Source organism: Streptomyces coeruleoprunus, assembly GCF_039542925.1.
GTDB lineage: Bacteria > Actinomycetota > Actinomycetes > Streptomycetales > Streptomycetaceae > Streptomyces > Streptomyces coeruleoprunus.
The window spans coordinates 3,944,416-3,970,500 of record NZ_BAABIT010000001.1 but is presented as its reverse complement, the minus strand read 5'-3'; the positions used below and the strand labels follow the sequence as shown (position 1 = coordinate 3,970,500).

At 70.3% G+C, this 26,085-nt stretch carries 23 protein-coding genes and 1 pseudogene; 16 read left to right on the top strand and 8 right to left on the bottom strand.

Going from position 1 to position 26,085, the window contains the following annotated elements; translation table 11 throughout:
* Window positions 1–49 precede the first annotated feature (49 nt).
* The 8 genes from ABEB09_RS17680 (at window position 50) to pstB (ending at window position 8,770) form a co-directional block, all read left to right on the top strand.
* The gene (locus ABEB09_RS17680) at window positions 50–454 is read left to right on the top strand and encodes a hypothetical protein (protein ID WP_345690884.1); all 405 of its coding nucleotides are present in this window, start codon (window positions 50–52) and stop codon (window positions 452–454) included.
* Window positions 455–604: 150 nt separating this feature from the next.
* Window positions 605–2,866 (top strand): RNA degradosome polyphosphate kinase, encoded by a 2,262-nt coding sequence (locus ABEB09_RS17675; protein WP_345690883.1) that lies wholly within the window; start codon window positions 605–607, stop codon window positions 2,864–2,866.
* Window positions 2,853–3,902 (top strand): CHAD domain-containing protein, encoded by a 1,050-nt coding sequence (locus ABEB09_RS17670; protein WP_345690882.1) that lies wholly within the window; start codon window positions 2,853–2,855, stop codon window positions 3,900–3,902. Before ABEB09_RS17675 ends, ABEB09_RS17670 begins: the two co-directional genes overlap by 14 nt.
* Window positions 3,899–4,300 carry an NUDIX hydrolase gene (locus ABEB09_RS17665; protein WP_345690881.1) on the top strand — a complete coding sequence of 134 codons (402 nt, stop codon included), beginning with the start codon at window positions 3,899–3,901 and terminating at the stop codon, window positions 4,298–4,300. The genes ABEB09_RS17670 and ABEB09_RS17665 overlap by 4 nt, the downstream gene beginning before the upstream one ends.
* A gap of 372 nt (window positions 4,301–4,672) precedes the next feature.
* The gene (gene pstS / locus ABEB09_RS17660) at window positions 4,673–5,803 is read left to right on the top strand and encodes a phosphate ABC transporter substrate-binding protein PstS (protein ID WP_345690880.1); all 1,131 of its coding nucleotides are present in this window, start codon (window positions 4,673–4,675) and stop codon (window positions 5,801–5,803) included.
* Between the two features lie 93 nt (window positions 5,804–5,896).
* Complete coding sequence (gene pstC / locus ABEB09_RS17655; RefSeq protein WP_345690879.1) at window positions 5,897–6,889, top strand: phosphate ABC transporter permease subunit PstC; 993 nt, start codon at window positions 5,897–5,899, stop codon at window positions 6,887–6,889.
* The gene (gene pstA, locus ABEB09_RS17650; RefSeq protein WP_345690878.1) at window positions 6,886–7,968 is read left to right on the top strand and encodes a phosphate ABC transporter permease PstA; all 1,083 of its coding nucleotides are present in this window, start codon (window positions 6,886–6,888) and stop codon (window positions 7,966–7,968) included. Before pstC ends, pstA begins: the two co-directional genes overlap by 4 nt.
* Window positions 7,969–7,993: 25 nt before the next feature.
* Window positions 7,994–8,770 (top strand): phosphate ABC transporter ATP-binding protein PstB, encoded by a 777-nt coding sequence (gene pstB, locus ABEB09_RS17645; protein WP_345690877.1) that lies wholly within the window; start codon window positions 7,994–7,996, stop codon window positions 8,768–8,770.
* 100 nt (window positions 8,771–8,870) lie between these two features.
* Here the strand turns inward: pstB and ABEB09_RS17640 are convergent, their stop codons facing one another.
* Window positions 8,871–9,869 (bottom strand): inorganic phosphate transporter, encoded by a 999-nt coding sequence (locus tag ABEB09_RS17640; protein WP_345690876.1) that lies wholly within the window; start codon window positions 9,867–9,869, stop codon window positions 8,871–8,873.
* A 6-nt stretch (window positions 9,870–9,875) separates the two neighbouring features.
* A complete protein-coding gene (locus tag ABEB09_RS17635; protein WP_345690875.1) occupies window positions 9,876–10,496 on the bottom strand; it encodes a DUF47 domain-containing protein in 621 nt (206 codons plus the stop codon).
* Window positions 10,497–10,688: 192 nt separating this feature from the next.
* On the opposite strand from ABEB09_RS17635, the gene ABEB09_RS17630 reads away from it, so the two are divergent.
* Window positions 10,689–11,054: a metal-sensitive transcriptional regulator gene (locus ABEB09_RS17630; RefSeq protein ID WP_345690874.1), complete on the top strand. Its 366-nt coding sequence runs from the start codon at window positions 10,689–10,691 to the stop codon at window positions 11,052–11,054.
* 52 nt (window positions 11,055–11,106) lie between these two features.
* On the opposite strand, the gene ABEB09_RS17625 is transcribed toward ABEB09_RS17630, so the two are convergent.
* Window positions 11,107–11,283, bottom strand: coding sequence for a hypothetical protein (locus tag ABEB09_RS17625; protein ID WP_345690873.1), 177 nt, complete (start codon window positions 11,281–11,283; stop codon window positions 11,107–11,109).
* Window positions 11,284–11,399: 116 nt separating this feature from the next.
* A complete protein-coding gene (locus ABEB09_RS17620; RefSeq protein WP_345690872.1) occupies window positions 11,400–12,242 on the bottom strand; it encodes an SCO4651 family lipoprotein in 843 nt (280 codons plus the stop codon).
* Between the two features lie 114 nt (window positions 12,243–12,356).
* Between ABEB09_RS17620 and ABEB09_RS17615 the strand changes: the two genes are divergently transcribed.
* A complete protein-coding gene (locus ABEB09_RS17615) occupies window positions 12,357–12,551 on the top strand; it encodes a hypothetical protein (RefSeq protein WP_345690871.1) in 195 nt (64 codons plus the stop codon).
* A gap of 4 nt (window positions 12,552–12,555) precedes the next feature.
* On the top strand, window positions 12,556–14,139 hold the full coding sequence (locus tag ABEB09_RS17610; RefSeq protein WP_345690870.1) for an FAD-binding oxidoreductase: 1,584 nt from the start codon (window positions 12,556–12,558) through the stop codon (window positions 14,137–14,139).
* A 20-nt stretch (window positions 14,140–14,159) separates the two neighbouring features.
* On the opposite strand, the gene ABEB09_RS17605 is transcribed toward ABEB09_RS17610, so the two are convergent.
* Window positions 14,160–14,882, bottom strand: coding sequence for a phosphatase PAP2 family protein (locus ABEB09_RS17605; protein WP_345690869.1), 723 nt, complete (start codon window positions 14,880–14,882; stop codon window positions 14,160–14,162).
* 207 nt (window positions 14,883–15,089) lie between these two features.
* Window positions 15,090–16,109: a C40 family peptidase gene (locus ABEB09_RS17600; protein WP_345690868.1), complete on the bottom strand. Its 1,020-nt coding sequence runs from the start codon at window positions 16,107–16,109 to the stop codon at window positions 15,090–15,092.
* Window positions 16,110–16,293: 184 nt separating this feature from the next.
* Here ABEB09_RS17600 and ABEB09_RS17595 point away from each other — a divergent pair, with 184 nt between their 5' ends.
* From ABEB09_RS17595 to ABEB09_RS17575, 4 genes and pseudogenes are all read left to right on the top strand, one after another.
* Window positions 16,294–16,842, top strand: coding sequence for an SseB family protein (locus tag ABEB09_RS17595; protein WP_345690867.1), 549 nt, complete (start codon window positions 16,294–16,296; stop codon window positions 16,840–16,842).
* Window positions 16,839–17,486 carry a hypothetical protein gene (locus ABEB09_RS17590; RefSeq protein ID WP_345690866.1) on the top strand — a complete coding sequence of 216 codons (648 nt, stop codon included), beginning with the start codon at window positions 16,839–16,841 and terminating at the stop codon, window positions 17,484–17,486. The genes ABEB09_RS17595 and ABEB09_RS17590 overlap by 4 nt, the downstream gene beginning before the upstream one ends.
* A pseudogene (locus tag ABEB09_RS34965) lies at window positions 17,486–22,143 on the top strand (putative T7SS-secreted protein). Before ABEB09_RS17590 ends, ABEB09_RS34965 begins: the two are co-directional and overlap by 1 nt.
* A gap of 620 nt (window positions 22,144–22,763) precedes the next feature.
* Complete coding sequence (locus ABEB09_RS17575) at window positions 22,764–23,876, top strand: DUF1266 domain-containing protein (RefSeq protein WP_345690864.1); 1,113 nt, start codon at window positions 22,764–22,766, stop codon at window positions 23,874–23,876.
* A gap of 17 nt (window positions 23,877–23,893) precedes the next feature.
* On the opposite strand, the gene ABEB09_RS17570 is transcribed toward ABEB09_RS17575, so the two are convergent.
* Window positions 23,894–24,478, bottom strand: coding sequence for a Uma2 family endonuclease (locus ABEB09_RS17570; RefSeq protein ID WP_345690863.1), 585 nt, complete (start codon window positions 24,476–24,478; stop codon window positions 23,894–23,896).
* A 92-nt stretch (window positions 24,479–24,570) separates the two neighbouring features.
* Window positions 24,571–25,017, bottom strand: coding sequence for an ATP-binding protein (locus tag ABEB09_RS17565; RefSeq protein WP_345690862.1), 447 nt, complete (start codon window positions 25,015–25,017; stop codon window positions 24,571–24,573).
* A gap of 207 nt (window positions 25,018–25,224) precedes the next feature.
* Here ABEB09_RS17565 and ABEB09_RS17560 point away from each other — a divergent pair, with 207 nt between their 5' ends.
* Window positions 25,225–26,076 (top strand): helix-turn-helix domain-containing protein, encoded by an 852-nt coding sequence (locus tag ABEB09_RS17560; RefSeq protein WP_345690861.1) that lies wholly within the window; start codon window positions 25,225–25,227, stop codon window positions 26,074–26,076.
* The last annotated feature ends 9 nt before the right edge of the window (window positions 26,077–26,085 follow it).

Here is a 26,085-nt window from a genome sequence, read left to right as displayed (position 1 = left end):
CGCCCTCCCCCCGGCCCCGTGCCGGGACCCCGCTCAGGAAGGAAGAAGCGTGTACTACGTCATCGCCGCGTTCCTCGGCACCGCCCTCGTCTTCATGACCTGGAGGGCGATACGGCTGTGGAGACACCCCGAAGTGATCGACGACTTCTCGACCGCCTTCGCCTTCCTCCCCTTCGGCGAGGACGTGCGCAGGGGCGAGGTGCGGTCCGTCCTGCTCACCGTGATCACGATGTGGAGTGCGGCGGTCCTCTTCGTCGGCGGGCTCACCCTGACCGAGGCCGAGATCTCCACGGCCGGCGCATACGTCGCCGCGGGCGCGGTGCTGGTCATCCTGCTCTGCCTGCTGTGCGAGCTGAGCGTGATCCTCTTCAACCGCCCCAAGTTCGTCGTCCCGCCCCACATGCGCGCCGACCTCGGCGTCCTCGCCGCCCGGCGGGCCCGACGCCGGCGATAACCCGCGTGTGGCGGCCCGGCCGCACCCAGGACGTCATGTCCCCGTTACCGATCATTCAGACACGCTTGCGACGCTCGGTGAATGAAGCCCGCCGTGTCAGCGGCCCGCTCCGACGCGCCTGACCACCCCTCCGCGCGGAAGAATGGTGCCATGAGCCAGCAGCCCGCCGAGGTCCCGGTCCAGCAGGTCGCGTCCGCCCAGGACGCCCCCACCGTTCAGCACGTCCAGCCGTCCGTGGGCTCCATAGCCGCGCACCGGCCGCACTCCCTCGCGGCCTCGCAGGCCTCGGAGCTGGAGCCGGACCTCGACGCCGACCTCGACGCGTACGAGGAGCAGGTCACCCGCTCCGAGCTGCCCGAGGGCCGCTTCCTCGACCGCGAGCGCAGCTGGCTCGCGTTCAACGAGCGCGTCCTGGAGCTGGCCGAGGACCCCGCGACGCCCCTCCTCGAACGGGCGAACTTCCTGGCGATCTTCGCGTCCAACCTGGACGAGTTCTTCATGGTCCGGGTCGCCGGCCTCAAGCGCCGGATCGCCACCGGCGTCGCCACCCGCTCCGCCTCCGGCCTCCAGCCGCGCGAGGTCCTGGACCTGATCTGGACCCGCTCCCGCGAGCTGATGGCCCGGCACGCCGCCTGCTTCCAGCAGGACGTCGCCCCGGCCCTGGCCGACGAGGGCATCCACCTCATCCGCTGGCCCGAGCTGACCGAGAAGGAGCAGGCGCGGCTGTTCACGCTGTTCCGGCAGCAGATCTTCCCCGTGCTCACGCCGCTGGCCGTCGACCCGGCCCACCCCTTCCCGTACATCTCCGGCCTCTCCCTGAACCTGGCCGTCGTCGTGCGGAACCCGGTGTCCGGCCACCGCCACTTCGCGCGTGTGAAGGTGCCGCCGCTGCTCTCCCGCTTCCTGGAGGCCTCCCCGCAGCGGTACGTCCCGCTGGAGGACGTCATCGCCGCGCACCTGGAGGAGCTGTTCCCGGGCATGGAGGTGCTGGCGCACCACATGTTCCGCGTGACCCGCAACGAGGACCTCGAAGTCGAGGAGGACGACGCCGAGAACCTGCTCCAGGCCCTGGAGAAGGAGCTCATGCGGCGCCGCTTCGGCCCGCCGGTGCGCCTGGAGGTGGAGGAGTCGATCGACCCGTACGTCCTCGACCTGCTCGTGCGTGAGCTGAAGGTCTCCGACGCCGAGGTCTACCCGCTGCCCGGGCCGCTCGACCTGACCGGTCTGTTCGGCATCGCGAGCCAGGACCGGCCCGAGCTGAAGTACAAGAAGTTCGTCGCCGGCACCCACCGCGACCTCGCCGAGGTCGAGTCCGCCTCCGCGCCCGACATCTTCGCCGCCCTGCGCGAGCGGGACGTCCTGCTGCACCACCCGTACGACAGCTTCTCCACCTCCGTACAGGCCTTCCTGGAGCAGGCGGCCGCCGACCCGGACGTCCTGGCGATCAAGCAGACGCTCTACCGCACCTCCGGCGACTCCCCCATAGTCGACGCCCTCATCGACGCCGCCGAGTCCGGCAAGCAGGTCCTCGTCCTCGTCGAGATCAAGGCCCGCTTCGACGAGCAGGCCAACATCAAGTGGGCCCGCAAGCTGGAGGAGGCCGGCTGCCACGTCGTCTACGGGCTCGTCGGCCTGAAGACCCACTGCAAGCTGTCGCTCGTCGTCCGCCAGGAGGGCGAGGTGCTGCGCCGCTACTCGCACGTCGGCACCGGCAACTACCACCCCAAGACCGCCCGCCTCTACGAGGACCTGGGCCTGCTCACCGCCGACCCGCAGGTGGGCGCCGACCTATCCGACCTGTTCAACCGGCTGTCCGGCTACTCCCGCCGCGAGACCTACCGCCGGCTGCTCGTCGCCCCCAAGTCGCTGCGCGACGGCCTCGTCTCGCGGATCGACAAGGAGATCGCCCACCACCGCGCGGGACGGCCCGCGTACGTCCGCATCAAGGCCAATTCGATGGTCGACGAGGCCGTCGTCGACGCCTGCTACCGCGCCTCGCAGGCCGGCGTCCCGGTCGACATCTGGGTCCGCGGCATCTGCGCCCTGCGCCCCGGCGTCACCGGCCTGTCCGAGAACATCCGCGTCCGCTCGATCCTCGGCCGGTTCCTCGAACACTCGCGCGTCTTCGCATTCGGGAACGGCGGCGAGCCGGAGGTGTGGCTCGGCAGCGCCGACATGATGCACCGCAACCTCGACCGCCGCATAGAGGCGCTCGTACGGGTCGCCGACCCGGCCCACCGCGCGGCCCTCAACCGCCTGCTGGAAACCGGCATGGCCGACACCACCTCGTCCTGGCACCTCGGCCCGGACGGCAACTGGACCCGGCACGCCACGGACGCGGACGGGCAGCCGCTGCGGCATGTCCAGGAGATGCTCATAGACGCCCGGAGGCGCCGACGTGCACAACCCTGACCAGCACGCTTCCGCGGGGGACGTACTGGCCCAGTACCTCCATGCCCGCGCCGCCGACTTCCTGCGCGCCCTGAGCCGGCACGCGGAGGGCAACGGCGCCGACACGGCGGGCGCGGAAGAGGCCACCCGCGCCCTGCGGGCCGCGTCCCGCCGCATCAGCGGCACGCTGCACACGTTCCGCCCCCTGCTGGACCCGTCCTGGGCGGACGGCCTGCGCACGGAGCTGGCCTGGCTGTCCGGCACGCTCGCCCAGGAGCACGCCTGTACGACGCGGCTCGTCCGCCTGGTGGACGCCCTGTCCCGGCTGACGGGCGGGGGCGCTCCGGTCGGGGGCGGGGGTCCGGCCGAGGCCACGGCTGAGGCTTCGGGCGGGGCCGCAGGCGCGGCCCGGGACTCCACCCCCGGCCCGCGGAAGCGGGCGGCGGTACCGGGCGCCCGCGCCGGCGGCGAGGCGCTGGCGCTGGGCGCCGCGCGCGCCGGCGCGCTGCTCGAACGGCAGCTCATGCTCGCCCGCGCTCGGGCGCACTCCGCCGCGCTTCAGGCACTGGGCTCGACCCGGTTCCACGCGGTGGCCGACGCCGTGGCCCTGCTCGCCTCGGAGGTGCCGCTCGGCCCCGCCGCGAGCGCCCCCTCCGACGACGTGCTGGCCGCCCCCGCGGAGGCGGTGGAGCGCCGCCTGCTGGACGCGGTGGCCGCGCTGCCGATGAGCCCCGCCGTCGGGGGCGAGCACCAGGACGGCGCGTGGCACCAGGTACGGCTGCTGCTGCGGCTGCACCGGTACGCGCAGGAGGCGCGGTGCGCGGCGGGCGCCGAGGAACCGGCGCCCGAGCTGTACGAGGCGGCCGGCGCGCTGGACCGGCACCGGGACGCCGCGGAGGCGGCGGCGGCCGCGGCGACGGCGGCGCGCACCCCGCGCATCGCCCCCGCGACGGCGTACGCGCTGGGGGTGCTGCACGCCGACCAGCGGCACGAGGTGGAGGCCGCCCGGCACGCGTTCCAGCGGGCCTGGCGGGGGGCGGTGGTGACGGCGCGGTGACCGGGGCGGACGTGGTGCGGGCGGCGGGCTGCGTGCTGTGGCGCGGGGCGCCGGGGGGCGCGCTGGAGATCTGCCTGGTGCACCGGCCGAAGTACGACGACTGGTCACACCCCAAGGGCAAGCTCAAGCGCGGCGAGGAAGCGCTGGCGGGCGCGGTGCGGGAGGTCCTGGAGGAGACGGGCCGGCACTGCGTACCGGGGGCGCCGCTGCCGACGGTCCGGTACGTGGCGAAGGGGCGCCAGAAAGAGGTCCGGTACTGGTCGGCGGAGGCGCAGGGGGGCACGTTCACCCCGACCGACGAGGTGGACAAGATCGCCTGGCTTCCCCCGGACGAGGCCCTGACCCACCTCACCCACCCGCAGGACCAGGCCCTCCTCCGGACCTTCCTGACCCGGTAGCCCGCCGCCCGTGGGGCCGGCGCCCACCACGACGGTGAGCGGGTCCGGTGGCCGTCCGGATGGCGGCCCACCGCCGGTGGAGGTGAAGGTGGGAGGGGCAGGCGCCTCCCCGCCATCCCCGTTGGCGGCCGGAAACAGAAGGGCACAACAGCAACAGCGCGCCCGGAATGCGGCGCACCGCGCCTTCCGGCACGGTTCACCTCCCGTTCACTCTGCCCCGTCGGCCGCTTCACCTGATCTGCCTAATTTCGGCCGTACACGGTGACCGGCACACCGCCGCACCACCCACCCCGACACACGCCGTCGTAAAACCGGCCTCATGGACATCGTGCAGGCAGACAGGCCGACGGTTACTGGAAGGAACACCCGAAAGTGAAGCTTCATCGGAAGACCGGGCTTCGCGCCACCGCGCTCGGCGCCCTCGTCGTCTCCGGCGCCCTGGTTCTCACGGCGTGTGGTTCGGACGAGAACGTCAGCCCCGACGGCACCAAGAAGACCGGCGCCGCATCGAACATCAAGTGCGACGGCGCCAAGGGCCAGCTGCTCGCGGCCGGCTCGACGGCGCAGAAGAACGCCATGGACCTGTGGGTGAAGAACTTCCAGGCGGCGTGTGCGGGCGTCGAGGTCAACTACCAGGCCATCGGCTCCGGCGGCGGCATCACCAAGTTCAACCAGGGCCAGGTCGCCTTCGCGGGCTCCGACTCCGCCCTGAAGGAGGACGAGGTCGCCGAGTCGCAGAAGATCTGCAAGGGCGGCAAGGGCATCAACCTCCCGATGGTCGGCGGCCCCGTCGCCATCGGTTACAAGCTGGACGGCGTGGACAACCTGATCCTCGACGCCCCCACCATCGCCAAGATCTTCTCCTCGAAGATCACCAAGTGGAACGACCCGGCGATCGCCAAGCTGAACCCGGGCGTCTCCCTCCCGGACGTCGCCATCCAGGCCTTCCACCGCTCCGACGAGTCGGGCACCACGCAGAACCTCGGCAAGTACCTCTCCGAGGCCGCCGCGGCCGACTGGAAGTTCGACCCGAAGACGAAGTCGTGGCCCGCCCCCGGCGGCCAGGCCGCGAACGGCTCCTCCGGTGTCGCGGCCGCCGTCAAGGACACCAACGGCGCGATCGGCTACTTCGAGCTGTCCTACGCGACGGCCAACAAGATCAGCACGGTCAAGCTGAACACGGGCGCCGCCCAGCCGGTCGAGGCCACCACGGAGAACGCCTCCAAGGCGATCGCCGCCGCCAAGATCAAGGGCACGGGCAACGACCTCGCCCTGTCCCTCGACTACAAGACCAAGGCCGAGGGCGCGTACCCGATCATCCTGGTCACGTACGAGATCGCCTGCGACAAGGGCAACAAGGCCGAGACCCTGCCCACGCTGAAGGCGTTCCTCAACTACACCGCCAGCGAGGAGGGCCAGAAGGTCCTCTCGGACGCGGGCTACGCCCCGCTGCCGGCCGAGATCGCGGCGAAGGTCCGCGAGATCGTCCCCACCCTGTCGTAACGACCCCGACCGGGGCCGGTCAGTCCGGCCGGCCCCGGCATCCGGTGCACCGCCGCCAGGAGCCGCAACGGCTCCGCAGACCGGAGAATCACGATGGCCACAGCCACCACCACGCCGCCTCCCGGGCGCAACGACATAACCCCACCCAAGGGCAGCAGCCCCTCCCGCGCGGGTGACCGGATCTTCCTGGGCCTGTCCCGCGGATCCGGCATCACCCTGCTCGTGATCATGGCCGCGATCGCGGTCTTCCTCACGTACCGCGCGGTCCTCGCGATCTCGAAGGACGAGGGCAACTTCCTCACGACGTCCGAGTGGAACCCGGCGGGCTCCCCGCCGGTCTTCGGCATCGCCGTCCTCGCCTTCGGCACGATCGTCAGCTCGATCATCGCCATGGTGATCGCCGTGCCGATCGCCATCGGTATCGCGCTGTTCATCTCGCACTACGCGCCGCGCAAGCTCGCCGCGCCGCTGGCGTACGTCGTCGACCTGCTCGCCGCCGTGCCCAGCATCATCTACGGCCTGTGGGGCGCGATCTTCCTCGTCCCCTACCTGGACGGCCTGAACAAGTGGCTCGACCAGTACATGGGCTGGACGTACATCTTCGACAAGTCCGGCGAAGGCGTCGCCCGGAACCTGTTCACCGTCGGCATCCTGCTGGCGATCATGATCCTGCCGATCATCACGAACGTCACCCGTGAGGTCTTCCTCCAGGTGCCTCGGATGCACGAGGAGGCCGCCCTGGCCCTCGGCGCCACGCGCTGGGAGGTCATCCGGATGTCGGTCCTGCCGTTCGGCCGTTCCGGCATCATCAGCGCCTCCATGCTGGGCCTGGGCCGCGCGCTCGGCGAGACGATGGCCGTGGCCGTCGTCCTGTCCCCGAGCTTCATCATCTCCGGGCACCTCCTCGACCCGGGCGGCGGCACGTTCGCGCAGAACATCGCCGCGAAGTTCAACGAGGCCGACGAATTCGGCCGGGACGCCCTGATCGCCTCCGGTCTCGTCCTCTTCGTCATCACGCTGCTGGTCAACGGCGCGGCCCGGTGGATCATCGCGCGCCGCAAGGAGTACTCGGGGGCCAACGCATGAGCCAGATGATTGAGGACCGGCGCCCCGTGACCGACTCCCCCCTTCCCCCTTCCGCCCCACTCTCCCACGCGCGCATGCCGCGCTGGGCGCCGTTCGCCATCGCCGCCGGCTCCATCGCCGCGGGCGTCGGCATCGGCCTCGGGGCCGGCTGGCAGAGCCGCGTCCAGTGGGGCCTGGTGTCCGCCCTGGTCTTCGTCCTCGCCACCTTCCTGATCACCGCGAAGGTCGAGAACGCCCGCCAAGCCAAGGACCGCGTCGCCACCAGCGTCGTCTGGGTGTCCTTCGTCCTCGCGATCGTGCCGCTCGCCTCCCTGGGCTGGGTGACGGTCAGCAAGGGCATGGAGGTCCTCGACGGCTACTTCCTCAGCCACTCGATGAACGGCGTCCTCGACGCCGACTTCGGCGGCGGCGTCTACCACGCGCTGCTGGGCACCATCGAGCAGGTCGCCATCGCGGCGCTCATCGCCGCCCCGATCGGCATGCTCACCGCGATCTACCTGGTCGAGTACGGCAAGGGCCGGCTGGCCCAGGCCGTGACGTTCTTCGTCGACGTCATGACGGGTGTCCCGTCGATCGTCGCCGGCCTGTTCATCCTCGCCACCTGGAACCTGATGCTGGGCTTCGGGCCCTCCGGCTTCGCCGGCTCGATGGCGCTGGCCATCCTGATGATGCCGGTGGTCGTGCGTTCCACGGAGGAGATGCTCAAGCTCGTCCCGAACGAGCTGCGCGAGGCGTCCCTCGCGCTGGGCGTCCCCAAGTGGCGGACGATCCTCAAGGTCGTCCTGCCGACCGCGATCGGCGGCATCACCACGGGCGTCATGCTCGCGGTCGCCCGTATCACCGGTGAGACGGCCCCCGTGCTGCTCCTGGTCTTCGGTACGAAGCTGATCAACCCGAACCCGTTCGAAGGCGCTCAGGCGTCGCTCCCCCTCTACGTCTACGAGCAGTACGCCGTCGGTACCGACGCCGCCGTGGCCCGCGCCTGGGCCGCAGCCCTCGTACTGATCGCCTTCGTCATGCTCCTCAACCTGGTGGCCCGCGGCATCGCCCGCTGGAAGGCCCCGAAGACCGGCCGCTGACCGCGGCACAATGGAAGTGATTCAGATGGCCAAGCGAATCGACGTCAGCGGCCTCACCGCTTACTACGGCTCCCACAAGGCGATCGACGACATCTCGATGACCGTCGAGCCCCGCTCCGTCACGGCCTTCATCGGCCCGTCCGGCTGCGGCAAGTCCACCTTCCTGCGCACCCTGAACCGGATGCACGAGGTCACCCCCGGTGGCCGCGTCGAGGGCAAGGTGATGCTGGACGACCAGAACCTGTACGCCAAGGACGTCGACCCGGTCGCCGTGCGCCGTACGGTCGGCATGGTGTTCCAGCGCCCCAACCCGTTCCCGACCATGTCGATCTTCGACAACGTGGCGGCGGGCCTGCGCCTGAACGGCAAGTACAAGAAGAGCCAGCTCAACGACATCGTCGAGCGCTCGCTGAAGGGCGCGAACCTCTGGAACGAGGTCAAGGACCGCCTCAACAAGCCGGGCTCCGGCCTGTCCGGCGGCCAGCAGCAGCGCCTGTGCATCGCCCGCGCCATCGCGGTCGAGCCGGACGTCCTGCTGATGGACGAGCCCTGCTCCGCCCTGGACCCGATCTCCACGCTCGCCATCGAGGACCTGATCGGTGAGCTGAAGGAGCGCTTCACGATCGTCATCGTGACGCACAACATGCAGCAGGCGGCGCGCGTCTCGGACCGCACGGCGTTCTTCAACCTGGCGGCCGTCGGCCAGCCCGGCAAGCTGATCGAGATCGACGACACGGATCGGATCTTCTCGAACCCGTCCGTGCAGGCGACGGAGGACTACATCTCCGGCCGCTTCGGGTAAAGCCGTCCTGCGGTGCTGCATGGCGGTGCCACCGCACGACGAAAGGGCCCGCCCCCACTCCCAGGGGGCGGGCCCGAGTCCTTTGTGCGGACGCGGTACGTCAGCCGAACAGCAGCTGCACCACGAAGAAGCTCGCCGCCGCGACGAGCGCCGCCGCCGGCATGGTGATGAACCACCCGAGCACGATGTTCTTCGCGACGCCCCACCGCACCGCGTTCACCCGCTTCGTCGCCCCCACACCCATGATCGCCGAGGTGATCACATGCGTCGTGGAGATCGGCGCGTGGAACATGAACGACGCCGAGTACATGACGGACGCCGCCGTGGTCTCCGCCGCGAAGCCCTGCGGCGGGTCCAGCTCGATGATGCGGCGCCCCAGCGTCCGCATGATGCGCCAGCCGCCCGCGTACGTACCGAGGGACAGCATCACCGCGCTCGCGACCTTCACCCACAGCGGGATCGGGTCGCCGGCCTGCTCCACATCGGCGATGACCAGGGCCATCACCACGATGCCCATGGTCTTCTGGGCGTCCTGGAGGCCGTGGCCGAGCGCCATGCCGGCCGCCGAGACGGTCTGCGCGATGCGGAAGCCCCGCTTGGTCTTGTGCGGGCCGGCCTTCCGGAACAGCCACATGATCGCGGCCATCACCAGATAGCCGACGATCAGGCCGACGAACGGCGAGATGAACATCGGGATGACGATCTTCTCGATCACCCCGGACCAGATGACTTCCGTGCCCCCGGCCAGCGCGGCGCCCACCATGCCGCCGAACAGCGCGTGCGAGGACGACGACGGCAGGCCGAAGTACCAGGTGATCAGGTTCCAGACGATCGCACCCACCAGCGCGGCGAAGAGGATGCCCATCCCCTTGTCGCCCTGGGGCGTGGCGATCAGGCCCTCGCTGACGGTCTTGGCGACCCCGCTGCCCAGGAAGGCACCGGCCAGGTTCATGACCGCGGCCATGAGCAGCGCGGCGCGCGGGGTCAGGGCCCGGGTCGACACCGACGTGGCGATGGCGTTCGCCGAGTCGTGGAAGCCGTTCGTGTACGTGAAGAAGAGCGCGACCCCGACGGTCACGACCAGCGCAAAGGTGTCCACGAAGCCTCAGGACTCCTTGACGGCGATGGTCTCCACCGTGTTCGCCACGTGCTCGAAGGCGTCGGCCGCCTCCTCCAGCACGTCCACGATCTGCTTCAGCTTCAGCACCTCGATGGCGTCGTACTTGCCGTTGAAGAGGTGGGCGAGCAGCTTGCGGTGGATCTGGTCGGCCTGGTTCTCGAGCCGGTTGACCTCGATCCAGTACTCGGTGAGGTTGTCCATCGTCCGCAGGTGCGGCATGGCCTCGGCGGTCAGCTCGGCAGCCCGGGCCAGCACCTCGATCTGCTGCTCGACACCCTTCGGCAGCTCCTCGATGTTGTAGAGGACAACGAGGTCGACGGCCTCCTCCATGAAGTCCATGATGTCGTCGAGCGACGAGGCGAGGGCGTAGATGTCCTCGCGGTCGAACGGCGTGATGAAGGAGGAGTTCAGCTGGTGGAAGATCGCGTGGGTCGCGTCGTCCCCCGCGTGCTCCGCCGCCCGCATGCGCTCCGCGATCTCGGCCCGCGCGGACACCTCCGCTCCGAGCAGTTCCATCAGGAGCTTCGAGCCGGTGACGATGTTGTCCGCGGACGCGGAGAACATGTCGTAGAAGCTCGTCTCCCTGGGGGTCAGACGAAAGCGCACGTGGGGTCCCTCGGGTGCATGGAATTCGGTCAGGCTGATGCTAGGCGCATCATCCGGCCACGGCGAACCGGCGTTCTTCAGTGTCGCCCATCAGGCACAGTGAACCGAACCGACCCCGCACGATCCGGCGAGGATCGGTACCATATACCCACGAGGGGTATAAGGGCCCTTTGTGGACAACGGGAGGACCAGATGACGACCACCGAGGCGGCCGGCCTTCCGGTCTCGGGCCACGAGGCGGCCCCCGCGCACACCGACGGAGACCACGGTCACGGGGTGCACGGATACCACAAGCAGAAGGACGAGCACCTCAAGCGACTGCGCCGGATCGAGGGCCAGATCAGGGGCCTGCAGCGGATGGTCGACGAGGACGTCTACTGCATCGACATACTCACGCAGGTGTCCGCGTCGACGAAGGCGCTGCAGTCCTTCGCGCTCCAGCTGCTGGAGGAGCACCTGCGCCACTGTGTCGCGGACGCGGCCGTCAAGGGCGGCGACGAGATCGACGCGAAGGTCGAAGAGGCGACGAAGGCGATCGCCCGCATGATGCGGACCTGACGACATACCTGACCGAAAAGCATCCCTGGGCGGCCCGCGAAGGGACCGGGCCTCAGTCGTCGCCGGTCCCCGCTCCCGCCCCCGGGATCACGTTCAGCACCTCGTCGATACGGTCGGCGCTGAGCCGGTCCGCCTGCGTGGCGGAAGCGGCGATGATCAGCTCACCGCACAGCTCGATCTCGGCGAGCGCGACGTGGTCCTGGACGGTCGTCGTACTGATCGGGGCCACGTGCGTTCACCTCTTCCAGCCGGTGTCGGCTTCCTAGCGTAGGGAGCGGAACACACACCGCGCATGGCACGTCCGGACCATTCTTCTGGTCCCCCGGAGCCGGTCGGCGACCACCCTCATCCCTCCACCTTCCCCGCGAAGATGTCCCCCCGCGGCGGCAGCCGTACGTCGACGGGCGTCCCGAATCCGTACAGCAGCGTCGTCGACGCGACGGCCACCTCACGGCCCTGGTTGGCGAAGCTGAACCGGTGCCGCACCTTGCGCGGGCGGCCCTCCTCGTCCAGGTACACGTCGAACGGCACCGTGTCCGTGGTGAACCCTTTCGCCGCCGCGGCCAGCGCCCCGCGCACCTGCGGCGACGCCACCTTCGCCGCGTCGCCGATGTCGGTGGTGCCCCGGTAGTGCGCGACCTGCACGCCCGAGAGCCGCGCCTCGCCCACGTACGTCACCTGGCGCGCCGCGCGCAGCAACTCGGCGGCCGCGGCCGGGTCCGTGGCGCCGCCCGTGACGAGGTTGCCGTCCGCGAGCGTGGCGGTGTCGATGCGCACCCACTTGTCGGCGGGCACCCCGGCACCCCGGTTCTTCATGTAGAGCGCCCCGGGCGTGAACAGCTCGGTGATCGGCCGGCGCTTCCCGGCCGTGGAGGGTTCCGCCGGCAGGACGACCTGGAGCCGCCCGTGGCGCCTGCGGAAGTCGTAGCCGCCCTCGCCGTGGATGGTCACGCGGGTCCCGCCGGCCGCCATCTCCATGGACGTCCGCGCCTTCGACGTGCCGGCCCGGGTCAGCGCGTCGGGGGCCTCGCGCACGACCTCGGCCGCCGGCCCGGGGCCGGGGCCCGGTGGGCTGGCGTCGGCCGCGCCGGAACATCCGGTGAGCCCCGTGAGCGTCGCGGCCACCACCGCCACGGCCGTGGCGACGGCGAACGCGCCGCCCCCGCGCCTGAGCTTCTGCACCACCATCGCCTGCCAACCCCCAACGCCTTGACCCTGCCTGCCCGAGACCCCCACCCGCCCGGATAACGACCGCTCCGGCTCCCCGTCACGCACACCAATTCCCCGGGTACGGTTGGAGGTGTGCACCCGCATGACCCGCAGCAACAGCCGCCTGTTCCGGGCGATCCGCACCTGACCACCACCACGGAACGCGGCTCCTTCGCCGTCGCCCGGTGCACCTGCGGGTGGTCGGGGCCCGCACGGCGCTCCCGCGACCGGGCGCGGTCCGATGCGGCCGCGCACATGTCGAAGGTGGAGCACGGCGTGCGACAGTGACGCCATGGACCGGCGCGCGCTGCTCACCACAGGGTTCGGTACGGCACTTGCCTTCGCCACGACGTCCTGCACGGGCGGGGGCGGCGGCGCCCGAAGACCGCCCGCGTCCCCGTCCCCGTCCTCTTCCCCGACCCCTTCGCCCACGGCCTCGGCGGCCCGCTTGGACTGGCAGGCGCTGGCCAAGGGTCTCGACGGCCTGCTCGTACGCCCGGAGGACGCGGCGTACGCGACCGCCCGGCAGCTGTACAACACCCGTTTCGACACGCTGAGGCCCGCCGCCGTCGCGTACGTGGCGGGCGAGGACGACGTACGGGAGTGCCTGGCCTTCGCCCGTCGCCACGGCGTCCCGGTCGCGATCCGCAACGGCGGCCACTCCTACGCGGGTTGGTCCAGCGGTGACGGCCGCCTGGTCGTCGACGTGTCGAAGCTGTCCCGCGTCGAGACGGACGGCGCGGACGGTGCCGTCGTCGGGGCGGGCGCCAAGCTGGCCCCCGTCTACCGGGCGCTCGTGCCGCGTGGCCGCACCATCCCCGCGGGCTCCTGCCCGACGGTCGGCGTCTCGGGCCTGACCCTGGGCGGCGGCCACGGGGTGGCCTCCCGGGCGTACGGCCTGACCTGCGACAGTCTGACGGGCGCGACGCTCGTCACGGCGGACGGCCGCCGGCTGACGGTGGACGCCGACCGGCACCCGGACCTGTTCTGGGCGCTGCGGGGCGCCGGGAACGGCACCTTCGGCGTGGTGACGGAGCTGCGGTTCCGTACGCACCCGGCGCCCGCGACGGTCTCCGCGTATCTCAACTGGCCCTGGTCGAGGGCGCGTGCGGTGGTGGCCGCGTGGCAGGAGTGGGGCCCGGACCTGCCGGACGAGATGTGGACGAACCTGCACGTGGCGGCGGGCGCGGGGAGCGGGACGCCGACGGTCACGGTGACGGTGTTCACGCTGGGCGGCCGCGCGGAGCTGATGAACGCCCTGGACCGGCTCGCGGACGGGGCGGGCGCTCCGGCGGCGTCGGTGGCGGTGCGGGAGCGCGGTTACCTGGACGCGATGCTGGTGTACGCCGGCTGTGCGGGGCTCACGGCGGACCAGTGCCTGCTGCCGGGCACGACGCCGGGGCGCAGCCCGCAGGGGGCGCTGGGCCGTGAGACGTACGCGGCGGCGTCGGACTTCTTCGACCGCTCCCTGCCGCCCGCGGGCGTGGCGGCGCTGACGGGCGCGGTGGAGGCCTTCACGCGGACGACGGTGGCGCAGGGCGGGGGCGGCGGCGGGGTGATGCTGACCGCGCTGGGCGGTGCGGTGAACCGGGTGGACCCGCTGGCGACGGCGTTCGTGCACCGGCGGTCGCGGGTGCTGGCGCAGTACATCGCGTCGTGGCGCCCGGGCACGCCGGGGTCGGTGCAGCGGCACTGGCTGCGCGGGGCGCGGGCGGCGATGGGGCGCTACGCGTCGGGGGCGGCGTACCAGAACTACACGGACCCGGAGTTGAAGGACTGGAGGCGGGCGTACTACGGGGACGCGGCGGCGCGGCTGGCGCGGCTGCGGGCGCGGTACGACCCGGAGGGCCTGTTCGCGTTCCCGCAGTCGCTCTGAGGGTCCCGCCTCCGGTGTGTCTAGGCGGCGAGGTCGCTCTCGCCGGAGGCGCCGGCCTCCAGCCGGGGCTCGGCGAGGTCGAGGGTCTGGTGCCGCTCCTGCCGGACGGCGGGGTGGCGCCGTGACCGTACGAGCCGACCGAGGCGCTCGGAGCGGGCGACCGCGGAGACGAGCGGCGTGAGCAGGGCGAGGGCGACGGGCGCGAAGAGCAGGGCGACGGCCGTACCGAGGGCGAACCCGCCGACGACGTCGGTCGGGTAGTGGACGCCCATGTAGACCCGGCAGAAGCCCTCGGCGAGGGCCAGGCCGATGGCGACGAGCCCGATCCTGCGGTGGGCGATGAACAGGCCGACGCCGATGGCCATGGCGAGCGTGGCGTGGTCGCTGACGAAGGAGTAGTCGGTCTTCCCGTCCACGAGGACTTCGAGCCCCTGGTGGTCGCGGAAGGGGCGGGGCCGTTCGACGAAGCCGCGGATGGGGATGTTGACGAGCACGGCGATGCCGGCGGCGAGCGGGGCCCACACCACTCCGGCGAGGCCGGAGACGGAGTCCTCGATCGTGCCGCGCCTGCGCACGCCCCACCAGCACCACAGGACGACGAGCACGAGGGCGAGCAGGATCCCGTACTCGCCGACGAATTCCATCACCCGGTCGAACCAGGTGGGGGCGGACTTGGCGAGCCCGTTGATGTCGTAGAGCAGGCTGACATCGGGGTTCGAACCGTCCGATGCGAGTCCAGCCATCTGCTGCGGCCCCTTGCCTTGTGCGGTACGTCGTTCAGTCCAGGGAACGACCTGCCTGAGGGGTACGTTCCACTGTCCACGGAACGATCACCATGACGTTATCGAAGAGTGACGGGTCGCCCCAGCTCAGGGCTGCGATGTAACGCACTGTTCCGGCCATCGCCCGCTCGGGTGTTCCCAGCCGCAACCCTGGCAACAGGAGACGAATCAGGCGTCGCGGGGACCTTGGGGCAGGGCTTTCGCGCCATCCTCGGTCACGCGTGTGGCACCGAAGTAATCAGGCGTATCGATCTTGTCGAAGCGGATCACGGCACCGGTGTACGGAGCGTTGATCATGTACCCGCCACCAACGTACACGCCGACGTGCCGGATGGCCCGAGAGTTCGTCAGGTCGTCGGAGAAGAAGACCAGATCGCCCGGGAGCAGCTCGTCCCTGGACGGGTGCGGCCCGGCGTTGTACTGGTCGTTGGCGACGCGGGGCAGCTCGATGTCCACCGTCCGGTACGCGGCCTGGGTGAGCCCGGAGCAGTCGAACCGCCCGCCGTGCTCGGGCGTTCCGTTGCCGCCCCACAGGTAGGGCTTGCCGAGCTGCTTCTGCGCGAAGTAGATCGCGCCCGCGGCCTGCCGTGACGGCTCGACGCGCCCGACGGGGCGGGCGAAGCTCTTCTCCAGGGAGCGGATGATCCGTACGTAGTTCTGCGTCTCCTTGTACGGCGGCACGCCCCCGTACTTGATGACCGCGTAGGCGCCGGCGTTGTACGCGGCGAGCATGTTGTCGGTGGGGTCGCCGGGCACGTCCTTCACGTACTTGGCGAGGGAGCAGTCGTACGAAGCGGCCGACGGAATGGCGTCGTTGGGGTCCCAGACGTCCCGGTCCCCGTCCTTGTCGCCGTCGACCCCGTGGGACGCCCACGTCCCGGGGATGAACTGCGCGATGCCCTGGGCCTGCGCGGGGCTCTGGGCGCGGGGGTTCCAGCCGCTCTCCTGGTACAACTGCGCGGCGAGCAGAGCCGGGTTGACGGCGGGGCAGAGGTTGCCCCACTTCTGCACCAGCGGCTGGTAGGCGGCGGGCACAGCACCCTTGGCCAGCCCCACGGCGCCCTTGACGCCGCCGCCACCACCGCCGAAGAGACCGGCGGCGGCGGAGTAGGTCCCGACGACGAGCAGCAGGACGAACGACATCCCGGCGCCCACGAAGGCCCCGGCGATCAGCCATCCCTTACGCACCGTCAACCACCCTTCGTCCAAGGCCCGTCGGGGGCCCAGTCTAGGCGCCGGTCCTCTACTTCAGGAGGTGCCCGCGACGCAAACCGATCACCTCGTCACGCCACCGCGCACATCGAGCCACCCGCACAGCCGCCCCCGCGCGCCGCGTTGCTGTCGAAAACCTGTACGTGTGATCATCCGCCCCATGACCACGCAGGGGGACGGACCGGGGGACATGGCCACGCCGCTGACCAGGCGATCGAGGCTCGCGGACCTGGCGGAGGAGCCGGTGGTTCCCGTGGCCGCAGATGCAACGCCCCGCGTGGACCGCGACTTCGCGGCCCGGCTGGGCGAGTTCCGCCGTACGGCGGTACTTGTGCCGCTGGCACCGGAGGGGGGCGCGGGCGGCTCTGGAGGCTCCGAAGGCTATGGAGGTTCTGGCAACTCTGAAGGCTCTGGGGGCTCCGGCGGCCCGGACGGCCTGTGGACGGCGGAACACGGGGGTGTCCGCTGGATCTGCGCCTTCTCGGACGAGGCGGCACTGGCCCGGTTCGCCCGCGCCCGGGGCGAGGCCGATCGCGCGTGGGAGTACCGCACGGTGCTGGGCGCGCGGCTGCTCGACGTGATGGTGCCGCTGGTCGACGGCCCGGCGGGCGTGGCGCTGGACGCGGGCGGCGACGACGGCATGGTGTTCCCGCCGGTGGAGGGTGTCGTACCCGACTCGGCGGCCGTGGACCTCGGGGGGACGGAATGAGCGGCGGCGGCGAGCCGAATATCGCGGCACCGGCGGAGTCGCTCCGCCTGCTCGCGGAGGGCATCGACAAGGCGCACGGCGAGCTGAAGGAACTCGGCTCGATCGGCCGGGCCACCACGGGCCGGGGTGTCTCGGAACTGGCGCTCACCGGCCTGCAACTCGGCCACGACGGCCTGGCGGCCCAGTTCACGTCCTTCTGCGAGCGCTGGGAGTGGGGCGTACGGGGTCTGATGCAGCGCGGCAACGCCCTCGCCCAGGGCATCGGCCTGGCGGCGGGCGGTCTCCACGAGCAGGACCAGTACGTCAAGGGCACGATCAAGATCGTCACGAACGCCGTGAACGGCAACCCGCACCTCAGCGAGGAGGAGGTCACCGCCAAGAGCTGGGACGAGATCCGCAATCAGCGGCCCAGCGACGGGGCGGACTGGAGCGAGGAGTCGTTCGCCGAGGCGCACGCGGAGGTCAAGCAGGTCTGGAGGGACACGTCGTACGACGTCGGCAACGAGTTCGCCGGCCGGCTGGAAGGCGCCGGGGTCTACGACGCCGATGAGCGACGGCTGATGGAGGAACTGTCGCGGGAGGGGCTGAAGCCCACCGACGAAACGATCCGGCGGGTGCGGCAGCAGCAGGCGGGGGACAGCTGATGGGCGACGTGTTCGACAAGGCCGTGGGCGCCCTCGGCGAGGGCTGGGACGGCCTGAAGCGGACGACCGGCGAGATCATCGACGGGGTCTCCGAGACCGCGGCGGACGTCCTGGACCACGTCGGCGCGGAGGGCTGGGCGGACAAGGTCGAGGACCTCGGCGACGCGGCGGCCTCGGCGCTCGGCGCCCGGGTCGGCGAGAAGCAGCTGGGCGAGACCGAGGACCCGAAGGAACTGATCCACGGCAGCGCGGCCTCGATCACCGCGACCGCCAAGAACCTCCGCGACTTCAAGGCCGCCTTCGACCTGGTCGGTCAGGGAATGAAGGGCCTGGACTCCTCGCACTGGAAGGGCGAGGCGGCGAACGCCTTCCGCGAGAAGTTCGCCCCGCTGCCCCTGGACTGGCTGCGCGCGGCGGACGCGTTCGGGGACGCGGCCTCGGCACTGGACGCGTACGCGTCCGTCGTGACGGCCGCCCAGACGAAGGCGCGCGAGGCGATCGCCCTGTACAAGGAGGGCGAGGAGACGTCGAAGGCCGCGGTCGCGTCGTACAACGACAAGGTCGACGCGTACAACAAGGCCCGCACGACCGACACCCCCCTCCCCCGGCCCGCCCCCTTCAGCGACCCGGGCCAGAGCCGCCGCGACGAGGCGCGGGACCTGCTGAACGAGGTCCGCCGCCAGCGCAACGAGGCCGCGGACAGGGCGGCCGACCTGGTGAAGGCCGCGACGTCGAAGGCCCCGGCGGCCCCGGCCGGCTCCGACCGCCTCGTCCTCGACATCGCCGACCTGGGCGCGGAGGGCGGCGTCCGCGCGACCCACTTCATCGGCGGCGTGGCCAAGGGCACGGTCGGCATCACGAACTTCGTCCGCTCCCTCAACCCCTTCGACGAGTACAACCTCACCCACCCGGCCGACTACTACAAGAACCTCAACATGACCCTGGCCGGGATCACGACCACGGCAGTCCACCCGGACCAGGCCCTGAAGAACGCCTGGGACGCGGCGAAGAAGGACCCGGACGAGTTCAGCGGCCGGCTACTGCCGGAACTGCTGGGCACGAAGGGCGCGGGCAGCGGGGCGAAGGCCCTGGCCAACGGTGTGCGGAAGGGGGCGGACGACGGGGCGGGGGCGGCGGCGCGGCAGGGAGTCACGGATCCGACCAGAGCATCCAGGACGGAGGATTCCGTCAAGAAGTGCGGTGACCCGGTCGACGTGGCGACCGGCGCCATGTTCCTGTCCCAGACGGACCTCACGCTCCCGGGCGTCCTGCCGCTCGTGTTCCGCCGCCGGGCGGCGTCGGACTACCGGGCGGGAAGGTGGTTCGGCCCGTCCTGGTCGTCAACGGCGGACCAGCGCCTTGAGATCGACTCCGAGGGAATCGTCTTCGTCTGCGAGGACGGCCTGCTGCTGGCCTACCCCCACCCCGCGCCGGGCGTCCCCGTCCTGCCGAGCCACGGCCCGCGCCGGCCGCTGAGCCGCGAGCCGGACGGCGGCTACACGATCACCGCACCGGAGACGGGTCGCACGTGGCACTTCGCGGAGGTGTCCGACACCGGGCCCTGCTCAGCCAGATCGACGACCGCAACGGCAACTGGATCACGTTCGAGTACGACGCCGAGGGCGCCCCGACGGGCATCGTCCACAGTGGCGGCCACCACCTGAAGCTGACGACGTACGAGGGCCGTGTCACGGCCCTGCACCTGGCCGGCGGGGCCCCGGACGGCACGGATCAGCAGATCCTCCGCTACGGCTATACGGAAGGCCACCTCACAGAGGTCGTGAACTCCTCGGGCCGTCCCCTCCGCTTCGGGTACGACGAGCGGGCCCGCATGACGTCGTGGACGGACACGAACGGCAGCCGCTACGACTACGCGTACGACGAGCGGGACAGGTGCCTGGCGCAAGGCGGCGAGGAAGGGCATCTCACCCTCCGCCTGTCCTACGACGAGACGGACCCGGAGACGGGCCACCGGATCACGACGGCCACGACGGCCACGGGCGCGACCCACCGCTACCTGATCAACGACGCCCACCAGGTGGTCGCCGAGATCGACCCCTTGGGCGCGGTGACCCGTTACGAACGGGACCGCTACAACCGCCTGCTGTCGCACACGGACCCGCTGGGCCACACCACACGCCTCGCATACGACGAGGCGGGCAACCTCACGAAGGTCGTCCGCCCGGACGGCCGCGCGTCGACGGCCGAGTACAACGCCCTCGGCCTCCCTCTCCGGGTGGTGCACCCGGACGGCAGGGTGGTGCGCCAGACGTACGACGAGCGGGGCAACCGCACGTCGGTGACGGACCCGTCGGGCGGGACGACGAGGTTCACGTACGACGAGGCGGGCCGCCTCACGTCGGTGCGGGACGCCTTGGGCCACACGACAAGTGTCAGGTGTGACGCGAGGGGCCTCCCCATCACGGTCGAGGACCCCCTGGGAGCGAGGACCCACTACACCCGGGACGCATTCGGCCGCCCGAGGACCGTCACGGACGCGCTGGGCGCGGTGACGCGCCTGGAGTGGACCCCGGAGGGCAAGCCGGCGCGCAGAGTGGACCCGGACGGCGCGGAGCAGTCGTGGACGTACGACGGCGAGGGCAACTGCGTCAGCCACACGGACGCGATGGGCGGGGTCTCGCGGTTCGAGTACACCCACTTCGACCTGCTGAAGGCCCGCACGGGCCCGGACGGCGTCCGCTACGAGTTCACGCACGACGCGGAGCTGCGACTGCGGGAGGTCCTGAACCCGCAGGGCCTGAGCTGGACATACGAGTACGACAAGGCGGGCCGCCTCGTCTCGGAGACGGACTTCGACAACCGCACCCTGACGTACGAGCACGACGAGGCGGGCACCCTCACGGCCCGCACGAACGGCCTGGGCGAACGGATCACTTACGACCGGAACGCGCTGGGCCAGGTCACGCGCAAGACGGCGGGCGAAGCGGTCACCACCTACACGTACGACATCTTCGACGAGCTGGCGGAGGCGACGGCCCCAGGGGTCAGGCTCACCCACCTACGGGACCGCTACGGCCGCCTGCTGTCGGAGACGGTGAACGGCAGGGAACTCAGGTACGGCTACGACGCGCTGGGCCGCAGGACGTCCCGCACGACGCCGACGGGCGCGGTGAGCGAGTGGACGTACGACGAGGCGGGCCGCCGCACCCAGCTGACGACATCGGGCCGCACGCTGACGTTCGAACACGACGAGGCGGGCAGGGAGCTGTCCCGCCACGTGGGCGACACGATCACGTTGACGCACGCGTACGACGCGCTGGGGCGCCTGACGAGCCAGCAGGTGAGCGGCAGGGAGAGCCTGCTCCAGCAGCGCACGTACACATACAGCGCGGACGGCAACCTGACGGGGGTGAGCGACCTACTCTCCGGTCCGCGCAGGTTCACCCTGGACAAGGCGGGCCGTGTCACACGGGTCGAAGCCACCAACTGGACGGAGCAGTACGCCTACGACGAGGCAGGCAACCAGACGTCGGCGACATGGCCGTCAACGCACCCGGGCCAGGAGGCCACAGGCGAGCGCTCCTACACGGGCACCCGCATCACGCGGGCCGGCCGAACCCGCTACGAACACGACGCCCAGGGCCGCGTAGTCCTGCGCCAGAGGCAGCGCCTGTCGAGGAAGCCGGACACGTGGCGCTACGAGTGGGACGCGGAGGACCGCCTCACGTCGGTCACGACCCCGGACGGCACGACGTGGCGCTACGTCTACGACCCCTTGGGCCGCCGAATAGCCAAGAAGTCGCCCACGGAGGAGACAACGTTCACGTGGGACGGCACAACGCTCTGCGAACAAACGACAGAGTCAGCCGACCTCCCCCACCCGGTAGTGCTCACCTGGGACCACAAGGGCCTCCAGCCCCTGACCCAAACGGAACGCATCCTCGACCGTGACGCCCCACAAGAGGCCATCGACGAGCGCTTCTTCACCATCGTCACGGACCTGGTGGGCACCCCATCAGAACTGATCGACGAGTCGGGCACCCTGGCCTGGCACACCCGCAGCACCTTGTGGGGCACGACGACGTGGGCGTCGGCGAGCACGGCGTACACACCACTACGTTTCCCGGGCCAGTACTTCGACCCGGAGACGGGGCTTCACTACAACTTCTTCCGGTACTACGACGCCGAGAGCGCCCGTTACTTCAGCCCCGACCCCCTCGGATTGGCCCCCTCACCAAACCCGGTCACATACGTAAGAAATCCGAGTGTGTGCACGGACCGCCTCGGCCTCGCTCCCGAACCGTGTCCACAAGAAGGTGAAATCCTTTACAGGGGCGACATGAGACCACCTGAGGAGATCAGAAGGGCAGGGGGGTTCAAGTCACTGGCCCCCGGTAGCGACGTATCTCTGCTCGATTACGTCGTAAACCACGTGCCGAGCGACTTCGTTTCAACATCGCGATCCGCTGATTTCGCCCTGTCGGCCGCCAAGCCGGGCGGGTACGTTTACGAGATAGAATCCCCCGCAGGCGGCATCAACGTGAACAATGAACTCGGCCCAGAAAGCCCACACCCCTTCGAAAGGGAAATCGCCTTCAAGGGTGAAATTCCATTCGACAGAGTCACCAGGGTTTGGCACATTGACGAGTTCTGGGAATACGACGACGAACTGGTGGTGTACACCCGTGGCGACTAGACAGGCAATCCGCATCTACGTCCCAGCGACAGGGCCAGGGCTCCTCGAATCCATTTTGGAGTTCGACATGTCCTCCAATGATGCATGGGTAAGGGTCCTACGCCCGGATGGAGAATCATGCGAAGCGCGAGGGCCCGACCTATGGGAATGCCTGAAGGGAATTCGAAACACCTGGGAACCACTCGGTGTGCGCATCTGCTGCAATGGATCCAGGCTGGATTGCTACCCGTCCGCCATGACTCTTCAGATGGGCGGCGGATACAAAGTAATCGCCAGAGAAATGGGGCGACCGGTTACCGATTTGGGTGCAGTCGTAAAGATCTTCGACCCAGCTGAACTGGAGCAGGTGGGAACCGTAAGGGAACAGGAGTCCTACTATCGCTCCTGGCTCGCCAGCCTACCCAAGAACTAGGAACTCCGCCGCTGCCTCGCATCACCGGCCGACTGGCCGTTCCTCTTAAGATCTTGAACATGGACGTGTCAGTAAGCCAAGGGGAGAACAGCTGTCCGCGTCGCAGGGCTGGCAAGCCCCAAGCCACATCGAGCGTGGGCTCTACGAGGCGCGGCAGCGCGGTGACTGGCCCGCGTACTACGACATCGTCGCTCAAACACATCTGTTCATGGCCCAAGCCCGAGCCTCCGTCGACGCCCGGCCCGACGACAGCTACTTCCACCCCTACTGGAACCCTCAGACGCGGTCGAAGTGTTTGGCCGTCTACACCGCCGGCATGCTGCCCGCGCCAGCCCCGGATCCGGTCTTCAACGCCCACACGCTCAGCTGGTTCGCCCGCGTGTGGGCTCCGGGAGATCCGCCGTATCTCGTGGTGAACCCGGGCAGTCCGTGTGAGGGACTGATGCCCGCAAGCCCGGAAGGCCGGGCCTTGTGGCTGCAGCACGCCGCCAAGTTCGAACGAACCGGGCTCGCACCACATGTCATACACACGCTCGACGTAGGTGGCCCCCCGCAGGGACCGGTGGCCTTCGGGCTGGCCGCCGGTGCGCACCTCTCTGTGAACAACGGCCGGTTCTGGAACGCGATGGCCTACCACGGCGTCGGCTATCGCATCGAAAAGGAGACGCTGGAGGAGTGGTGGGGCGTCACGAACCGCGAGCAGTGGCTGGCCACGCTGGAAGCTCTTCTGCGTGCCGACATGGTCAGCAGCGTCTGGGAGTTCGTCCTGCAACTGCGCCGCTCGATGGCCCGGGACTTCGCCGGCCCGGTCTCCGTCGACCACTGGCGTGAGGCCGCGGCCCGCATCGTCCGTGCGCGAGCCGAGGAAGCCGCCCGGCCGCGTCTGAGTCCCGACGGCGTGACGCAGGGCCGTGCGCCGTCCCCCACCGAGCTCGAATCACAAGTGGCCGGTGTGCAGCGACTCATCGGCCGCATCGCCCGCTACGAGGCTCGTTTCCGCGCTGACGGCCTGTTGCCCGAGAGCGGATACATCCGCACCATCGAAGGCTGGGACTACGGCCGCGCTTCGAGCATGGCACGGTGGGGCCTGGTCTGCCGATACGGCACCCTCGCGGAGGCCGAGTCCGCCGTGATCCGTGCCGGCCAGCTCGTCCGGACCAACTACCGCTCCTGGGCGGACTTCTCGGCCGCCTACGTTCTCGGCCGTTGCCTCCACTTCGACGAGGAGGAGTTCGGCAAGTGGTACGAGGATGTCCTCGCTGTGCACCGCGTCCTGATGACGGATCCCGCCAGCCCGTGGTTGACGATCCCGTGGACGTGACGGCCGGCTCCCGAGCCTCACCGACCGCCGGGCGAGTACATCGGCAATCGGCCCGTCGCCAGGACGAGCGACAGTGGCTCGGGCAGCGGGACGTCCTCGCCGTACTTACCGCGTAGTACGTCCTGATAGGCGCCGCCCTCGGGGCGGGTGTGGAGGGACCAGGCGCCGTGGCGGGGGTCGATGACCAGGAGGGCGCGTACGCCGGCCACGGCGTACCAGTCGTTCTTCTGGGAGGTGTCCCGGGCCTTCTCCGACTGCGAGATCACCTCGACAGCGAGCTCGACATCGTGTGGGTCGAGCAGCCAGTCGTCCGACTCCAGGAAGGCCGCTGGGCATACCGTGAGGTCCGGGGTGACGAAGTCGTCCGGGTCCTCCGGCATCTCGACGGAAACCATCTCCGCAGCCACCAAGTCCGACGGCAGCGCGGGCCTGATGGCTTCTTCCAACCGGTAGACAACACCCGCGTGCTTGCCGCGTGGCGTCGGGGACATCACGAGAGATCCTCCCAGGATCTGCACGCGCAGACCCGTCGCTTCTTCGATCTGCTCGGCCAGCTCGCGGAGCTTTCCCGGGCGGGCGCGCAGGTGACGAGGCAGGGGCATCGTGTGCGACCTCCATCCCCGCGGGCGGGAGCCGGCGTCCCGATCAGCGACGACTCCACCGTACTGCGCCGGGTACGCGTGGAGCGCGGACATCAGCGCCCCCGCCCAGCATCCGCCGCCCCACTGCACTCGGCCCACAGCAGCTTCCCGCCCCACCGCTCCAGCGGGTACGCGCCGAAGTCGTCGGCGCACAGCTCCGCCAGTAGGAGCCCGCGCCCGTGTTCGTCGCCTTCTCCCGGCCGGGTGACCGCGGGGCCGGCGGCGCGGAACGGTGGCGGGATCTCCGGGTTGCCGTTCCACACGCTCACCCGCAGCCGCCCCGGCTCCATGGCCCGGAGCCGTAGCGTGCACGGGCCCTCCGAGTGCAGGTACGCGTTCGTGACCAGCTCGCTCGTCAGCAGCTCGGCGACCGCCGTGAGCGCCCGCATGCCGTGCGCGGCCAGCACGGTGCGGAGGGTACTGCGGGCGATGCCCGGGCCGCGTGGGTCCGGGGGAAGCTGAAGGGTGTAAGCCCAGGGCGGCGTTACGGTGAACGGCATGGAAGTCTCCGGTCGGTTCCGGGAGTTGCGGCGGTCATGCGCGTGCCTGGTGGCTCCGCCGGTCCGTGGACCGGTGCACTTCCAGGCGAGTGGCCTGCATCACAGACCAGGCAGCGGCAAAGAACCTTTGCGCCGATTCGAGAGATCTCATGCCGTAATCCCCCGTGTGAGTGACCAGCCCACCAGGACGGATCCAGGAGGAGTCAAATGACCTCGCGGCCGCCCGCCACCGCCCGTCGGCTTCGCCTCGCCGCCGAGTTGCGCCGACTCCGCGAGCGGGCCGGCCTCACCTCAACAGAGGCCGCACGCCGGCTCGGGACCAGCTCCGGTCAGCTCAGCAACGTCGAGACGGCGAGGTTCGGCGTGAGCGCCGAGCGGGTGCGCGCCATGGCCCGTACCGACTCCTGCACCGACGAGACGTACGTCGACGCCCTCGCGGCCATGGCCGTCGAGCGGAGCAAGGGCTGGTGGGAGCAGTACCGCGAGATCCTGCCGCCCGCGCTGCTCGACCTGGCCGAGATGGAGCACCACGCCACCGCGCTGCGGACCGCGTACACCTCGCACATGCCCGGGCTGCTCCAGACCATCGACCACGCCCGCGAGATCTTCCGCCAGATGATCCCCGTGGCGCACCCGCCCGAGGTCGAGCATCGCGCCTCCCACCGCATCAAACGCCAGGCCGTCCTCTACCGCGACACCCCCGTCCCGTACCGCACGGTCATCCATGAGGCCGCCCTGCGGATGAAGGTCGGGGGCGCCGGTGTCGCACGGGCCCAGCTCCGGCACCTGGTGGAGATGAGCGAACGGCCGCACATCACCGTGCTGGTCATCCCGTTCGACGCGGGCGCGTTCCCCGGGTCGGGGCAGTCGGTGAACTACGCCTGCGGCCCCGTACCCCAGCTGGACACCGTCCACCTCGACCAGTCACACGGCCCCGTCCTCCTGGACGCGGAGGCACAGCTCGAGAAGTACCGGCTACTGCTCTCCCGCATGGAGGCCGTGGCCCTGGACCAGGCCAAGTCGCGGGATCTCATCCATCACATCGCCCTTCAGCTGTGAAAGGACCTG

Bases quoted from the DNA above. Each gene is read 5' to 3' on its own strand.
- ABEB09_RS17675 (WP_345690883.1), top strand. From the start codon at position 605: ATGAGCCAGCAGCCCGCCGAGGTCCCGGTCCAGCAGGTCGCGTCCGCC.
- pstC (WP_345690879.1), top strand. From the start codon at position 5,897: ATGGCCACAGCCACCACCACGCCGCCTCCCGGGCGCAACGACATAACC.
- pstA (WP_345690878.1), top strand. From the start codon at position 6,886: ATGAGCCAGATGATTGAGGACCGGCGCCCCGTGACCGACTCCCCCCTT.
- pstB (WP_345690877.1), top strand. From the start codon at position 7,994: ATGGCCAAGCGAATCGACGTCAGCGGCCTCACCGCTTACTACGGCTCC.
- ABEB09_RS17630 (WP_345690874.1), top strand. From the start codon at position 10,689: ATGACGACCACCGAGGCGGCCGGCCTTCCGGTCTCGGGCCACGAGGCG.
- ABEB09_RS17620 (WP_345690872.1), bottom strand. From the start codon at position 12,242: ATGGTGGTGCAGAAGCTCAGGCGCGGGGGCGGCGCGTTCGCCGTCGCC.
- ABEB09_RS17610 (WP_345690870.1), top strand. From the start codon at position 12,556: ATGGACCGGCGCGCGCTGCTCACCACAGGGTTCGGTACGGCACTTGCC.
- ABEB09_RS17605 (WP_345690869.1), bottom strand. From the start codon at position 14,882: ATGGCTGGACTCGCATCGGACGGTTCGAACCCCGATGTCAGCCTGCTC.
- ABEB09_RS17595 (WP_345690867.1), top strand. From the start codon at position 16,294: ATGACCACGCAGGGGGACGGACCGGGGGACATGGCCACGCCGCTGACC.
- ABEB09_RS17590 (WP_345690866.1), top strand. From the start codon at position 16,839: ATGAGCGGCGGCGGCGAGCCGAATATCGCGGCACCGGCGGAGTCGCTC.
- ABEB09_RS17575 (WP_345690864.1), top strand. From the start codon at position 22,764: ATGGCCCAAGCCCGAGCCTCCGTCGACGCCCGGCCCGACGACAGCTAC.
- ABEB09_RS17570 (WP_345690863.1), bottom strand. From the start codon at position 24,478: ATGCCCCTGCCTCGTCACCTGCGCGCCCGCCCGGGAAAGCTCCGCGAG.
- ABEB09_RS17565 (WP_345690862.1), bottom strand. From the start codon at position 25,017: ATGCCGTTCACCGTAACGCCGCCCTGGGCTTACACCCTTCAGCTTCCC.
- ABEB09_RS17560 (WP_345690861.1), top strand. From the start codon at position 25,225: ATGACCTCGCGGCCGCCCGCCACCGCCCGTCGGCTTCGCCTCGCCGCC.